Here is a 14996-nt window from a genome sequence, read left to right on the forward strand (position 1 = left end):
GGTACCACTCGAGAGAGGGCTCAGCCCCGCGAAGTCAGGGAGTTTCGTCAGCCGCCACCCTCCCCCACGCTTCATGACCATTGGCCACCCTTCGCCCGCGATCGATACCCGCAGCGTTACCTCTCGCATCGAACTGGGCCTGCAGGCGTTGACCGCGTATGCAGTTCCCGCCTTGGTGGCGCTGTTGACGGTGTGGGCGGTGCTGTCGTGGCCCAGCGAATACCCCGAAGGAGAAGGCCGCTTGCTGCCCTTTCGGGCCATGACGGTCGACACCCCGCGTACGCCAGAACAGGTGTTGGCGGCGCTGCCCTCCCAGCCCGAGCGCACGAGCTGGGACACCCGCCTGTCCGAACAGCCCCTGTGGGTTCTGCTGACATTGTCCGACGCGGATCGTGCGGATGGACGCGCGCTGGACTTCCCCTCGCGCCATGCGACGGAGCTGCAGTGCTGGGACGCCGACGGCTTGGCGCCGTTGGGCCGCATCGACCGCCGCGCCTCGCCCACCGAGTCGGGTGTGCTTCGCCTGTCGCGGGCCGGTTTCGTGCTGGCGACACAGCCACTGCCCGCGCGCGTGCTGTGCGAGGTGCGCTTCACCGGGCCCGCGCGCTTCACTGCCGTCACACGCTCCGTGACCGAAATCGACCGCCTCGAACATGAATTCCACCGCGATGCCGGCTGGCTCGACGGCGGCTTGCTGTTGCTGGCACTGTTCACGCTGGTCGTCGGTATCCTCAACCGCGACCGCAACTACCTCATCTTCGCCGCCTGGCTGGTCATCAACCAACGCATGGCCGCCCTCTCCGGCGGGTGGGACTACCAATGGCTGGGCCAACTCGTGCCCCCGGATTGGCTGACTCCCCTGCGCCAAGCCACGCTCGCGCTGTATTCGACGGCCACGGTGGTGCTGTTTCGCTTTCTGTTCGAGGCCGACCTGGAGCGCACGCGAACCCTGCGCTGGGTCCAGGCAGTCGTGGTGGCATGCGTGCCCGTGCTCATCGCCGCGCTGGTGCTGCCGTACCGGTATTTTTTGCCCATCATCTGGAGCGCGACCGCCTTGGGCGTGTGCGTGCTGGGCTACGCGCTGGGCGTGATTCTGGTGCGCACCCGCTCGCCCGTGGCCATGTGGTACGCCAGCGCCATGGGCATCGCCCTGGCCGCCAGTCTGTACGAGGTGGTGGCCGCCGCGCTCGGGCTCAAGGGCCTGATCGGTGCAGTCAACAGCGTCACGGCGGCGCTGGCGTCGAGCCTGCTGGCCTCTCTGGCCATCGCCGAGCAATTTCGGCAGGAGCACTTGCAGCGGCTGGCGCTGCAGGCCGAGCTCCAGCACACCTTCGACTTTCTGCCCATCGGTCTGTTCACCCTCGACCACCAGGGCCGTTTCCTGAGTGCCAACCCGGCCCTCAACGGCATCGTGGGCCAGGTGGTGGAAGCCGGTAGCGACCACTGGGAGCGCTGGTTTCGGCCATACGATTGGGCACAGCTCGCCGCCCCCGACACGCCGGCGCAGACGGTGGAGTTCGAGACTGCCCTCGTTCAGGAGGACGGCGTGGGGCGGCGCTTTCAGGTGCGGGCTGCGCGCGCCGGTGACAAGATCGAGGGCACGCTGCAAGACATCACCGACAAGGTGCGCGCCTACGAGCACCTGCAGTTTCTGGCCGACCACGACCCGCTGACCAAGGTGCTCAACCGGCGCGGCATCGAGGCCTGTCTCGGCCGTGGCCTGCAGCGGCTGCGGCGCGGCAAGCCGCTGGCAGTGGCGTATCTGGATTTGGACCGCTTCAAGCTCATCAACGACCTGTACGGCCACGTCGCCGGTGACGCGGTGCTGCAGCAGGTGTGCGAGCGGGCCCTAACGCCGCTGTCGCCGCACATGTACCTGGGGCGCGTGGGCGGCGACGAGTTTTTGCTGGTCATGCTCGACACCCCGCTGCACCGCGCCGAGGCCATTTGCCGCGACGTGCTGTCGCGGCTGACGGCACAGCCGTACCTGGTCGGCGACCGCGCGTTTCAGGTGCGTGGCTCCATCGGGTTGATCGAGGTCGCGCCCGGCGTTTCGGCCAAAGACGTGGTGGCCACCGCGGACCGCGCCTGCCGCGAGGCCAAGCGGCTGCACACCACGGGGCTGGTGGTCTACGAGCACGGATCGCGCGCCTTCCGCGACCACGAGGCCGAAATGCAACTCGTCGAGCGACTGGCGGCGGGGCAGGAGATCGAGGGCTTGTTCCTCGAGATGCAGCCCATCGTAGCGCTGCGCCATCCGCACCAGTCGCACAACTTCGAGGTATTGCTGCGCATGCACGACGAGCATGGTAGCCGCGTGCCGACGGAGCGGCTCATCCGCGCGGGCGAAGCCGCCGGCCGCATGAGCGCTATCGACCGCTGGGTGGTGCAGTCCACCCTGCGCTGGCTGGCCCAGCACGATGCCGCGCTGCCGCAAAACCAGTTTGTCTGTCTCAACCTCAGTGGCGCTTCGCTCAACGACGAGCGCTTCATCGCCGACATGTACGACATGCTCGACCAGTATCGGCACGTCGTGCGCCGGCTGTGCCTGGAGATCACCGAGAGTGTCGCACTGCACGACATGGGCAATACCCGGCGCTTCATCGATCGGGTACGCAGCCACGGCGCCCGGGTCGCGCTCGACGATTTCGGCGCCGGCTACACGTCGTTCTCCTACCTCAAGGATCTGCCCGCCGACATCCTCAAGATCGATGGCAGCTTCATCGTCAACATGAACCGCCACCCGGCCAACGTCGCCATCGTGGAAGCGATCGTCAGCCTCGCGCAGAGCCTGGGCATGAAAACCATCGCCGAGTGGGCCGAGGACTTCGAGACCGTCGAGACGCTGGCCGAGATCGGGGTCGATTACGTCCAAGGCTACGCCATCTCCCGCCCCGTCTCCGCCGAGCGCATCCTGGCATCATCCTCCGGTGCCGACTTCATCAGCGACCCGCGTCTGAGCGACTACCTCAACACCCTCCCCCCAGATGACGACGAGCTGGCGCACGTCGACTGGGTGCTCGGTCACTCAGAAACGGACACCCCCGGTGCTCCTCAGCCGTCGGCCAGATCGATATCCGGGTGATCGGTGCCAAACCAGAAGTCGTACAGCGGATGGTCCACTCCCTCGGCACGCGCGGCCGCGATGTCACAGAACATGACGCGGTGCGGCAGGTGGAACACATGCGCCAGTGGCACGAAACCCGCCTCCGGGCGCACATCGCGAAACATCAGGCGAGCGTATTGACGGTCCAGCGGCGCGCGGGCGGTGACGAGCACGTACCGCACCCCCTGCCGCTCGCACCAAAAGTAAGCCGCCTTGAGCATCAGGGTTTTGACCATGCGGCTGTGCACCGCTTGCGCCACCGCGAGCCGGGTCACTTCGGCGCACGGTGCCGTCGCCATTTCAGCGGGTAAGTCGAACGACTGCTCCAGCGCCAGGGGCCGGTAGGTGTTGGTCTGCAGGCGCAGCGTCCCCAGTACCGACCCATCCACTTTCGAGCGCGCCAGCAGCACCGCCACACCCGGCTCGCGGTCCAACGGTTCCGGCTCGCGCAACCCCTCAGTCAAGGATGGGGGCAGGTGTCGGCCATACGCGGCATATCGGATCTCGGCGGCGAGGCGCAGCTCGGCCTCGCCCTGCGCCACGCGCACCGTAAACGGCAACCACTCCACGCGGCGCACGCCATCGCCGTGGGCGCGCATCTGTCGCTCCACCGGTTTCGGCACCGCATACCAGCCGTCCACGCCCGGCTGCTGAACCATCGTCGGCGTCTCGGTCAATGTCAACATCGTGCAGTCCTCCTGGGCACAACCCATCACGTCGGGATGACTTCACTCTAGACGCCATGTGCACCGACTGGAGTCCGAAACGCGCCGTTTCGTGTGTCGGGATTTTTCCGACACGCCGTCGGCCTGCCGCCGATGCGCCACCGGCTACAATGCTGCTGGCAGCGGAAGCGTGGCAGAGTGGTCGATTGCACCGGTCTTGAAAACCGGCAACCCGCAAGGGTTCGTGAGTTCGAATCTCACCGCTTCCGCCACGTCGATCCCTCCCGCCGTTCACTCATGCCGCAGCGCCTCGATGGGATCGAGCCGTGCGGCGCGGCGAGCGGGCACGTAGCCAAACACCACGCCGATGGCGGCCGAAAATGCGAAGGCGATCACGTTGATCGCGGGATCGAAGACGAACGGCACGCCCATCGCCTGGCTGAGGCCGAGGCTGGCCACCAGCGCTAGCGCCAGCCCGACCACCCCCCCCAGCGCGGCCAGCACCACGGCCTCGATCAAAAACTGCCCCATCACCTCGCGCTCCAGCGCCCCGATGGCCAGGCGCAGGCCGATTTCGCGCGTGCGCTCGGTCACGCTGACGAGCATGATGTTCATGATGCCGATGCCACCCACCAGCAGGCTGACCGCTGCGACGGCTCCTAGCAACAGCGTCATGACGCGCGTGGTACCGGACATGGTCTGTGCCAGTTGCTGCGTGTCCAGGATGTTGAAATTGTCCTCTTCACCCTCGGGGATGGCGCGGCGCTCGCGCAGGATGGCGCGGATACTGGTCTTGACGGACTCGGCATCGGCGCCGTCGAGCATGGACACGTGCAGCGTGAAGACGCGCGTGTGCCCCGCGACGCGCCTGTGTAGGGTGTTGATGGGCATGAGCACCATGTCGTCCTGGTCTTGCCCGAACGCGCCCTGCCCCTTGGGCGCGAGCACGCCCACCACCTCGCATGGAATCTGGCGCACACGGACGGTGTCGCCCACCGCAGGGTTGGGTCCATAGAGCTCACGGCGTACCGTCTCGCCGATGATGCACACTGCTGCACCGATGCGGTGTTCGTCGTCGGTGAAGGCGCGACCATCGGCCAGCGTCCAGTTGTTGACGAACAGCCAGTCGGCCGATCCCCCCACCAGACTGGTGCTCCAGTTGCGCCCATTGGCCACGACGGTGCCGCTGCTGCGCGCCTCGGCTGCCACCGCCATGACGCCAGGGGTTTGCGACGCGATGGCTTGCGCATCGGCCAGCTTGAACGATGGCGCTCCTGAACCAAAGCCACCCGGCCCCAGCCGCTGCCCTGGGCGCACCTGCAACAGGTTGACGCCAAGACTCGCGATTTGCTGCTGGATGGCCAACGTCGCGCCATTGCCCAGGGTCACCATCGTCACCACCGCCGCCACGCCGATGACCACCCCCAGCACGGTCAAGAAGGATCGCATCAGGTTGCGCCGGATCGAGCGCAACGCCAGCACCAGCGTGTTGAACCACATCGCTCAAGCCCCCTGCGTCACCGGCTCCGCACCGGGCAGCGGGGCCGTGCGCCGTTCCTCGCGCTCGACCACCCCGTCGCGAAAATGCACCACGCGCCGGGCGTAAGCTGCGATGTCGGGCTCGTGCGTGACCATGAGCACGGTGATGCCCCGCGCTTCGTTGAGCTGGCGAATGAGCGCCATGATCTCGTGGCTGCGCCGGGAATCGAGGTTGCCCGTGGGTTCATCGGCCAGCAGCACGCGCGGCTGCGTGACGATGGCGCGCGCGATGGCCACGCGCTGCTGCTGCCCACCCGAGAGCTCGGCGGGCGTGTGGTGTTCCCATCCCGCCAGTCCGACGTCGGCCAGCGCGGCCCGCGCGGCGGCGCGCCGCTCGCGTGCTGGCAGGCCGCGATAGACCAGCGGCAGCTCGACATTCTCTTGCGCAGTGGTGCGCGGCAGCAGGTGAAACCCCTGAAATACGAACCCAAAATAGCGCCGACGCACGAGCGCGCGTTCGTCGCGCGAGAGCGACTGCACCGGCACGCCCTGAAAACGATATTCGCCCGCGGTGGGTGTGTCCAGTAGGCCCAACACGTTCATGGCCGTGGATTTGCCCGAGCCACTCGGCCCCATGATGGCCAGAAATTCACCCGCCTGCACAACCAGATCCACCCCGCGTAGCGCCTGGAAGGCGGCCGCTCCTTGCCCGTAGGTCTTGGTGACGCCGCGCAACTCGATCAAGGCCACCGCTGTGCTCATGGCGTGCGCCCGCTGCTGCGCTGCTCGATGATTACGGGCAAGCCTTCGCTCAGGCCCTCGCCGCTGACCTCGGACAGACGGCCGTCGCTGATACCCACCGTGACGGAGACGGCCTGCGGCTTGCCATCGCGCAGGATCCAGATCTGGCGCGGCCCGCCGCGGTTGTCCAGCCGCACCGTTTTGCGGCCAATCGAGGGCGGCTTGGGCGTGAGCAGGGACGCCAGCCCACCGCCGCTGCCCGGCGGTGCGGGCTCGGTGGGCGTGAAGCGCAGCGCCGTGTTGGGCACCAGCAGCACGTCCTTGCGCTCCACCGCGCGGATGTTGGCAGTGGCGGTCATGCCCGGACGCAGCGAGAGGTCCTGGTTGTCCACATCCAACGTGGCGGTGTAGGTGACGACGTTATCCGTCTTGGTGGCGCCAAAGGCCACCCGCCCCACCGTGGCCGGATAGCGCCGCCGGGGGTAGGCGCTCACCGTAAACGTGGCCGGCAGCCCCTCGCGCACCACGCCGACGTCGGCCTCGTCCACCGCCACGTCCAGCTTGAGTCGGCGCAGATCCTGCGCGATGGTCAGCAGTGTGACCGCCTGCAGCGATGCGGCCACCGCGTTGCCGGGGTCAACGTTGCGCGCGAGCACCACGCCGTCGATCGGCGAACGGATGGACGCCTTGGCCAGGTTGGTCTCGTTGGTCGACAGTGCGGCGCGTGCCTGCTCCACCGCAGCGCGCGCGGTGGCCTGTGCGGCCTGTGCACGCTCCAGGGTCGCACGGGCGGCATCCAGCTCGGCGGCCGAAGGCATCTTGCCACCGGACAGTCGCGCCAACTCCTCGAGCCGGGCCAGCTGCGCTTGCGCTTCGCGTGCGCTGGCATCAGCCTGCACGACTTGTGCCTGCGCCGAGGCCAGCGCGGCGCGCGCGCTGTTGACCTGGTCTTGCAGCTTGGCCGTGTCCAGCACGACCAGCACCTGACCGCGCTGGACGCGGTCGTTGACGTCCACCAAGACCTCGCGCACCGTGCCCGAGAGCTCGCTGCCGATGTTGACCGAGCGCACGGGCTGCAGCGTGCCGTTGGCCGAGACGGTCAGCGTCAGGTCGCCGCGCTGGATAGGCTCGGTGATATAGACCGGCTGCGCACGCTGGCGGCTCTGCCCCTGCCACCACAGACCGCCCGCCACTGCCGCCGCCAGCAGCAGCATGGCGACCCACCAGCGGGGCCGGCGCCACCAGCGCACGGGGCGCTCCTCGGCCAACAGTGTCTCCACGGCGGCAGCAGGGGTCGGCTTGCGTCGAAACAGGGGCATGGTCATTCGCTCAATGAGGGGTCGCCGACAGCGCCGTGCCGTCGGCGGGCGGCGCCCAGCCGCCGCCCAGGGCTTTGATGAGTCGGACGTGATCGGTCGCCCACGCGGTGCGGGCCGCGGCCAGCTCGCCTTGTACGGCCAGCAAGGTGCGCTGCGCGTCGAGCAGGGTGCGGTAGTCGATCAGTCCGGCGCGGTAGCGTTGGCTGGCCAGTGCTTCGGCCTCGGCGGCGGCCGCCACCGCCGCCTGCAGGTGGCCCAGCCGCTCGCGATCGGCGGCGAGCGCAACCAGGGCGTTTTCGACATCGCGCAACGCGGCCAGCAACACGCCTTGCAGCGCGGCGCGGGCCTGCTCGATGGCGGCCTCTTGCGCGCGCACCTGCGCTTGCGCCGCCCCCCCATCGAACACCGACGCGGCCAGCGCCAACGCCAGGCTTCGCGTCAGCGCAGCAGCGTCGAACAACTCGGTCACGCGCGGCGCGGCCAGGCTCAAGGTGCCACCCACGTTCAGCGTCGGCCAGCGCGGCGCGGCCAGGCTCAAGGTGCCACCCACGTTCAGCGTCGGCCAGCGCGCCGCCTGCGCCTGGCGGCTGCGCGCAAACGCGGCCTGCAGGCGCGCCTCGGCGGCGGCCACGTCGGGGCGCTGGCGCAGCACGTCCACCGGCACGGGCAACGACCACGCAGCGGGCGGCTCGGGGGGCGCGGCGGGCGGCTCGGGCACGGCCACACCCGGCGCCTGGCCGGCCAGCACCGCCAGCGCATGGCGAGCCTGCCGGGCCGACGCCTGTAGCGCGGGAATGCTCGCGCGCACCTGCTCGACGGCCGCGCGTGCGGTCTGTACGTCCAGGTCGGAGGCCAGCCCCGCCTGGGCGCGCCACTGCGTCAGCTGCAGTGCCTCTTCCTGCGCGCGCAGGTTCTCTTGCGTGACGCGCAGGCGCTCGCGCAGCCCCCATATCTCCCAGTAGGTCGTGACCACCTCGGCCGCCAGTGTCACACGTACCTGCCCCAGCGCGGCCTCACTGGCCTGCATGTCGGCCTGTCCGGCCTGCAGTGCTGCCGCACGGCGGCCGAAGAGATCGATCTCCCAGCTCGCATCCAGCTTCGCACCCAGGTTGGTGCGCGCCACCGCATCGCCCGTCTGCGCGCGCTGCGCCGACGCCCCGGCGCCGAGTGACGGCCCCGTGGCCGCCTGCGCCACATCGCGCAGCGCGCGCGCCTGGGCAACGGCAGCCAACGCGGCGGCGACATCCGTATTGGCCCGCAGCGCGCGCTCCACCCAGTCGGTGAGCACCGGGTCGCCCCACGCCGTCCACCAGCGCGAATCGATCGCCGCCACCACTCCGGGCGCCCCTGGCGCGTCGGACGACCACTGGGCAGGAATGGTCACCTTCGAATCCAACGGCGGTGCCGCGGCCGGGGAGACGGCACACCCGGCCAACGCGTAGGCCGCACCGACGAGACTGGCGACGATGCGAATCGCATGAGGAGCGACGAAGGTTCGATGCATGGATCGCCCTAGGATACCGATCCGACGTGAAGCGCGCCTGATGCGTCGGTAAAGTGGTGTGTCTGCGCTGGGGTACCGGCGACGATCACCTGACGCACCACACGCTCATCGGCCAGCATGACCCAGGCGAACAACCATTCCGCCAACGACGCGGCCTGAGCCGTGCGCCGCGCCAGCAAGGGGATGGCCTGCGCATCGAGCACGACGAAGTCCGCCTCGCTGCCCGGCGCCAGCGATCCGATCACCCCGTCCAGCCCCAGGGCGCGCGCCGCACCGGCCGTGTGCTGCCACCACAAGTCGACGGCCGACAGGCTCAGACCCACTTTCGGCTGGCCATCGCCACGCACGGCGGCGCGCGCGACGGTATAGGCCGCGCGCATGGTGACGAAGGGGTCGAAGCTCATGCCCCCGCCCACATCGCTGGCCAGGCCGTGGCGCACGCTGCCCGCGCGCGCTGCCGCATAGTCGAAGAAGCCGCTGCCCAAGAACAGGTTGCTGGTGGGCGACACCGCAATCGCCGCGCCGGTCTGAGCCAGCAGCGCGCGGTCGGCGTCGTCCAGGTAGATGCCGTGCGCATAGACGGCGCGCGGGCGCAGCAGCCCGAAGCGCTCGTACACCGCCAGATAGCTGCGATCGTGCGGGTATAGCTCACGCACCCAGCGCACCTCGTCGACATTTTCGGCGACATGCGACTGCACCCACACATCGGGGTAGCGCGCCGCCAACTCGCCCGCGCCGCGCAGCTGCGCATCGCTGCAACTGGGCGCAAAGCGCGGCGTGATGGCATAACCCAGCCGCCCACGCCCGTGCCAACGCGCGATCAGCGCCTCGGTATCGGCCAGCGAGCGCTCGGTCTCGTCGCGCACGCCGTCGGGGCTGTGGCGGTCCTGCAGCACCTTGCCCGCGATACAGCGCAAGCCCCGCGCGCCCGCTTCGATCAGCAGCGCGTCCACCGACACCGGGTGCGAGGTGGCAAAGGCCAGCGCCGTGGTGACGCCGTGGCGCAGCAGCTCGTCGACGAAAAAGCGCGCGACCTCGGCCGCATGATCCGCGTCGGCGAACCGAGCCTCGTGCGGGAAGGTATAGCGCTCCAGCCACGGCAACAGGCCGTCGGCGGGCGAGCCGATGACGTCCGTTTGCGGGTAGTGGATGTGCAGGTCGATGAAGCCGGGCGCGATCAAGCAGCCGCGACAGTCGGTCACGGCAGCGTCCGGATACGCCGCGCGCAGGGCATCGGCCGGTCCGACCGCCACCACGCGCTGCACCCCGTCGGCGTCGGCTGCGGTGACCAGCCAACCGTCGGGCTCGAAGTGAACATGCGGCTCGTCCGTGTGCGGATCGAACCAAAGGATTGCACCATGCCATGCTTGCATGGCGCCTAGCTTAGCCGCTTCGCGCGGCATGGGCGTGACATCGCATCGATTCACCCCTTAAGATGGCGCTGCGGCACATGCTGCTGGCGCCACCAGCCGTATGGCCCCACTAGCATCGACACGCCGTACCATGCCCCCAGCAACAGCACGATGGTGGGACTGGTGGGCCAGTCGGTGCGGTACGACAGCCACAGCCCCAGCAGCGACAAGACGGCCGCCATCAGCACCGCTGCCACCAGTAGCGGCTGCAAGCGCCGAAACCAAAACCGCGCCGCCGCGGCAGGCAACACCATCATGGCCACCGCCATCAACGTGCCCAAGGCATGGAAGGCCGCGACCAGATTGATCACCACCAGCGCCAGAAACCCGTGGTGCGCCGCCGCCCCCCAACGGCTGACGCCGCGCAAAAACGCCGGATCGACACACTCCATGACCAGCGGCCGCCACAGCCCGGCCAACCCCACCAGCGTCAACGCCGCCACTGCCGCCAGCAGCCCCAGCACCGACGCCTCCAGCGCCAGCACCGAACCGAACAACACGTGCAGCAGGTCGATTTGCGTGCCGCGTACCGACAGGATCAACACCCCCAGCGCCAGCGAGGTGAGATAAAACGTGGCCAGCGCAGCGTCTTCGCGTATCACCGTGTGGCGCGCCACCACGCCGGCGGCAGCCGCGACCACCAGCCCGCCCACGATGCCGCCAGCGGTCATCGCGGGCAGCGACAGCCCGGCCAACCAATAACCGATGGCCGCACCGGGCAAGATGGCGTGCGACATCGCATCGCCCATCAGGCTCATGCGGCGCAGCATCAAAAAAACCCCCACGGGCGCCGCGCCCAGCGCCAGCAGCACGCACCCCAGCGCGGCGCGCTGCATGAAGCCGAACTCCAACCCCGTGGCCGCGCCCAGCCAACCCATCAGCCCCTCAATGCCGGTGAGCATGCGAGGACTCCTCGGCAGCGTTGGGCTCGGACACGTCGCACAGCTCCGCCTGCTCGTCGAACGCCTCCTGCAAGCGGCGCGCGCGCAGCAGGTTGGCTTCGGTCAGCACGGCCTGGGTGGGCCCGTGCGCCACCAGCTCGCGCGCCAGCAGCGTCGTGGTCGGAAAAACCGCACGCACCAGCGCCACATCGTGCAGCACCGCGATCACGGTACGCCCGGCCTCGTGCCAGCGCTGCAGCACACACACCAAATCTTCCAGCGTGCGCGCGTCCACCCCAGTAAAGGGCTCGTCGAGCAATACCACGGGCGCATCTTGCAGCATCAGGCGCGCAAACAGCGTGCGCTGAAACTGCCCACCGGAGAGTGTGTCGAGCGTGCGCCGCTCGAAGCCTTGCAGACCCACGGCCTCGATCGCCTGCTGCACCCGCTGGCGCTGCACCAGCGTGGGGCGCCGCCAGACGCCCAGCTCATGCCACAGGCCCATCAATACCAGCTCGGCAACGGTCACAGGGAACGACCGGTCCACCTCACTGATCTGCGGCAAATACGCGACCTGATGGGGCGAAACCCCGGTCACACGCCCGCGCATCGGGCGCAGCCGCCCCGCCACGCATTTGAGCAAGGTGGACTTGCCCGCACCGTTCGGGCCCACCACGGCGGCCAAGTCGCCGCGTCGCCAGCGCAGGCTGACGTGGTGCACCGCCGGGTGACGCTCATACCCAGCGGTCAGGTCACGCAGTTCGATGTCGGCCGGATAGGGCATGGACGTCCTGGGCACCCGCAGTGGGACACCCCAACCGGGCGCACCACGGAAAAAAGGCCAGTCCATTGGACTGGCCTTGCATGTTTGGCGCGGCTGGCAGGATTCGAACCCACGACCCCTTGGTTCGTAGCCAAGTACTCTATCCAACTGAGCTACAGCCGCTTACTGAAGCCTGCAGTATACACCAGTTTTGGGACGTTCCTGACATTGTCGACGCCGCTACTGACCGACTGGCCATGCGGTGTCTGGCTGAATGACACTCTGAGCCGACAACCGGTCCGGTGCGGACACTGAAAGTGCTTCCTACACCGTGTCTACACATCCCAAAGCAACCCACGTGCGCCGCGGGTACAACTTTGGGGAAAGCCGCGTCACCCATTGATTTTCCTGGTAGGCCGTGCAGGGCTCGAACCTGCGACCAAGGGATTATGAGTCCCCTGCTCTGACCAACTGAGCTAACGGCCCCAGCGGAGGCCTGCATTGTACGGGGCGGCGACGGCCAGTGGGCACGCTTTACGCGCTATGCTTGCGGATCGACCCTTGGGGAGGATGCCGACATGACCAACGAATCCTTGCTGCTGGCCGCCGTCGGGCTGGGCCTGCTGGGTGTGGCTTTGCTGCTCGTGCTGCTGCTGCGTCGGCCGCGCTTCGAGACACCGGCCGACTTGGCGGCCCGCCTGGGGCTGCTGGAGCAGCAAATGCAGGCGCTGCTGCAGACGGGCGCCCGGCTCGACGCCGGGGTGGAGCGGCTGCACACCCGGCTCGATGAGTTCACGGCGGCCACGGCCGAGCGGCTGGAGGCATCGCGCCAGACGCTCGACGCCAAACTCGACCGCACCGTGGAAGAAGCGCGCCAAGGTCGACAGGAACTGGGGCAGGCCACACAGACCACGCTGGAAGCGCTCAAGCGCGACGTCTCCGCCCAGTTGGGCGCGATGTCGCAGGCCCTGAAGGACCAGCTCGAAGCAACGGGCGGCCTGATGCACCGACAGTTTGCCGCGCTGCAGGATTCGGTGGCACAGCAGTTGCAGGCGATGGTGCAGGGGGCACAGCACAACTCGGAGCAGCTGCGTGCCGCGCTCAACGAGCGGCTGGCGGCCATCCAAGCCGACAACACCACCAAGCTGGAGGAGATGCGCCGCACCGTCGACGAAAAACTACACGCCACGCTGGAGCAGCGCCTGGGCGATTCCTTCCGCTTGGTGAGCGAACGGCTGGAGCAGGTGCACGCCGGCCTGGGCGAGATGAAGCAACTGGCCGGTAGCGTGGGCGACCTCAAGCGCGTCATGACCAACGTACGCGCACGCGGCACGTGGGGCGAGGTGCAACTGGGCGCGCTCATCGACAGCCTCTTGACCGTCGAACAATACGAGCGCAACGTGCGCACCGTCGAGGGCAGCAACGAGCTGGTCGAGTTCGCAATCAAGATGCCGGGGCGCCACGACCAGGAGACGGTGTGGCTGCCGATCGACTCCAAGTACCCGGTGGAGGACTATCAGCGGCTGCTGGACGCGCACGACAGCGGTGACAAAGACACGATCGCCCGGGCGACGCAGGCGTTTGCCAGTGCGCTCAAGGCCGAGGCGCGCAAAATCCGCGAAAAATACCTCAACCCCCCCAAGACCACTGACTTCGCGATCCTGTTCCTGCCCACCGAGGGGCTGTTCGCCGAGGCTTGCCGCATCCCCGGCATGGTCGAGACGCTACAAAACGAATGCCGCGTCGTGCTGGCAGGGCCCACGACGTTGGCCGCCATGCTCAACAGCCTGCGGCTGGGCTTTCGCACGCTGGCGATCGAGAAGCGCTCGTCCGAGGTGTGGGCCATCCTGGCCAGCGTCAAGACCGAGTTTGGCAAATTCGGCCAGATCATCGACGCCACGCGCAAATCGATCGACCAGGCGGCGCGCAAGTTCGACGACATCGGCGTGCGCACACGCGCCATCGAGCGCCGCCTGCGGGGCGTGGAGGCGCTGCCAGCCGACGCACCCTCCGGACTGGACGCGACCGACTGGCTGGCAGTGGACGACGATACCGCCTGAGCAGACTGCTAATGGCTTCGCGCGATCACTCCCCCCGACCCTGACTGAGCGCTTGCCCGACCAGCTTGGCGGTAATGTCGACGATTTGGATCATGCGGTCGTAGGGCATGCGCTGCGGGCCGATGACGCCCAAGGTACCCACGACTTGGCCGTCGACTTCATACGGCGCGCTGACCACCGAGAGCTCTTCGTATGGCACCACCTGGCTGTCGCCACCGATGAAAATGCTCACCCCGTCGGCCTGGGCCGAGATGTCCAGCAGCCGCATGACCTGGGTTTTTTGCTCGAACAAATCGAACAGCTTACGCAGATTGCTCATGTCGCGCGCAAAGTCGTCGACCTCCAGCAGGTTGCGCTCGCCCGCGATCACCACCTCGTCCGTCTGGGCCGCCTCGCTGCCGGCCTCCACCGCCTTGACCATCAGCCCCGCAATCTCGCCGCGCAGGGTATCCACCTCGTCGCGCAGGCGCGCACGCACCTCGTCGAGCGCCAGCCCGGCGTAGTGCGCATTCAGGTAGTTGGCCGCCGACTGCAGCTGATCTTGGGTAAATTCCGTCTGGGGGTGCAGGATGCGGTTTTGCACCTCCCCGTCGGGCGAGACCAGAATAACGAGCACGCGGCGCTCCGACAGACGCAGAAATTCGATGTGCCGAAACACGGCCGACCGCCGCGGCACCCGCACCACGCCCACGAAGTGCGACAGCTGCGACAGTAGCTGCGCCGCCTGGCTGAGCACTTGGCGCGGCTGGTCGGCCGCCAACGCCGGCGCGGGCAGGGCGTCGATGGTGGGCAGCTCGGCGCGCCGCACGGTCAGCATCGTGTCCACGAAATAGCGGTAGCCGCGCGGTGTCGGCACGCGCCCGGCCGAGGTGTGGGGACTGGCCACCAGCCCCAAGTCCTCCAGGTCGCTCATCACGTTGCGGATCGTTGCGGGCGACAGATCGAGCCCGGCCGCCTTGGACAGCGTGCGCGAGCCCACCGGCTGGCCGTCCGCTATGTAGCGCTCGACCAACGCCTTGAGCAGCAATTTGGAACGCTCGTCTAACATCATGGCACCGTCGCTTTC

11 protein-coding genes and 3 tRNA genes are annotated in these 14996 nt (G+C 68.3%); 3 read left to right on the forward strand and 11 right to left on the reverse strand.

From position 1 onward, the window contains the following. Nucleotides 1–73: 73 nt before the first annotated feature. Nucleotides 74–3085 (forward strand): putative bifunctional diguanylate cyclase/phosphodiesterase, encoded by a 3012-nt coding sequence (locus tag ACPP3B_RS02060; RefSeq protein WP_424859568.1) that lies wholly within the window; start codon nt 74–76, stop codon nt 3083–3085. On the opposite strand, the gene ACPP3B_RS02065 is transcribed toward ACPP3B_RS02060, so the two are convergent. Further along, the gene (locus tag ACPP3B_RS02065; RefSeq protein ID WP_424859569.1) at nt 3055–3792 is read right to left on the reverse strand and encodes an N-acyl amino acid synthase FeeM domain-containing protein; all 738 of its coding nucleotides are present in this window, start codon (nt 3790–3792) and stop codon (nt 3055–3057) included. The two genes, ACPP3B_RS02060 and ACPP3B_RS02065, sit on opposite strands and share 31 nt — an antisense overlap. 163 nt (nt 3793–3955) lie before the next feature. Between ACPP3B_RS02065 and ACPP3B_RS02070 the strand changes: the two genes are divergently transcribed. Further along, nucleotides 3956–4043, forward strand: a tRNA-Ser gene (locus ACPP3B_RS02070). Nucleotides 4044–4062: 19 nt separating this feature from the next. Here ACPP3B_RS02070 and ACPP3B_RS02075 read toward each other — a convergent pair. The 9 genes from ACPP3B_RS02075 to ACPP3B_RS02115 form a co-directional block, all read right to left on the reverse strand. Then, nucleotides 4063–5271, reverse strand: a complete 1209-nt coding sequence (locus ACPP3B_RS02075) for an ABC transporter permease (RefSeq protein WP_424859570.1) — start codon at nt 5269–5271, stop codon at nt 4063–4065. Between the two features lie 3 nt (nt 5272–5274). Beyond that, nucleotides 5275–6012, reverse strand: a complete 738-nt coding sequence (locus ACPP3B_RS02080) for an ABC transporter ATP-binding protein (protein ID WP_424859571.1) — start codon at nt 6010–6012, stop codon at nt 5275–5277. Beyond that, a complete protein-coding gene (locus tag ACPP3B_RS02085; RefSeq protein ID WP_424859572.1) occupies nt 6009–7310 on the reverse strand; it encodes an efflux RND transporter periplasmic adaptor subunit in 1302 nt (433 codons plus the stop codon). Before ACPP3B_RS02085 ends, ACPP3B_RS02080 begins: the two co-directional genes overlap by 4 nt. Nucleotides 7311–7320: 10 nt before the next feature. Further along, the gene (locus ACPP3B_RS02090; RefSeq protein ID WP_424859573.1) at nt 7321–8694 is read right to left on the reverse strand and encodes a TolC family protein; all 1374 of its coding nucleotides are present in this window, start codon (nt 8692–8694) and stop codon (nt 7321–7323) included. 128 nt (nt 8695–8822) lie between these two features. Further along, nucleotides 8823–10187 (reverse strand): guanine deaminase, encoded by a 1365-nt coding sequence (gene guaD / locus ACPP3B_RS02095; RefSeq protein ID WP_299022299.1) that lies wholly within the window; start codon nt 10185–10187, stop codon nt 8823–8825. A gap of 50 nt (nt 10188–10237) precedes the next feature. After that, nucleotides 10238–11128, reverse strand: a complete 891-nt coding sequence (locus ACPP3B_RS02100; protein WP_299022301.1) for a metal ABC transporter permease — start codon at nt 11126–11128, stop codon at nt 10238–10240. Further along, nucleotides 11112–11891 carry a zinc ABC transporter ATP-binding protein AztA gene (gene aztA / locus ACPP3B_RS02105; protein WP_424859574.1) on the reverse strand — a complete coding sequence of 260 codons (780 nt, stop codon included), beginning with the start codon at nt 11889–11891 and terminating at the stop codon, nt 11112–11114. The genes ACPP3B_RS02100 and aztA overlap by 17 nt, the downstream gene beginning before the upstream one ends. Before the next feature lie 85 nt (nt 11892–11976). Beyond that, nucleotides 11977–12053, reverse strand: a tRNA-Arg gene (locus ACPP3B_RS02110). A gap of 226 nt (nt 12054–12279) precedes the next feature. After that, nucleotides 12280–12356: transfer RNA gene (locus tag ACPP3B_RS02115), tRNA-Ile, on the reverse strand. A gap of 92 nt (nt 12357–12448) precedes the next feature. Here ACPP3B_RS02115 and rmuC point away from each other — a divergent pair. After that, nucleotides 12449–13930: a DNA recombination protein RmuC gene (gene rmuC / locus ACPP3B_RS02120; RefSeq protein WP_424859575.1), complete on the forward strand. Its 1482-nt coding sequence runs from the start codon at nt 12449–12451 to the stop codon at nt 13928–13930. A gap of 25 nt (nt 13931–13955) precedes the next feature. On the opposite strand, the gene hrcA is transcribed toward rmuC, so the two are convergent. Continuing rightward, nucleotides 13956–14978: a heat-inducible transcriptional repressor HrcA gene (gene hrcA / locus ACPP3B_RS02125; protein WP_299022332.1), complete on the reverse strand. Its 1023-nt coding sequence runs from the start codon at nt 14976–14978 to the stop codon at nt 13956–13958. Nucleotides 14979–14996: the final 18 nt, after the last annotated feature.

Origin of the sequence: Tepidimonas sp. HKU77, assembly GCF_049728535.1 — a bacterium.
In the GTDB taxonomy this organism is placed as follows: Bacteria; Pseudomonadota; Gammaproteobacteria; order Burkholderiales; family Burkholderiaceae_C; genus Tepidimonas.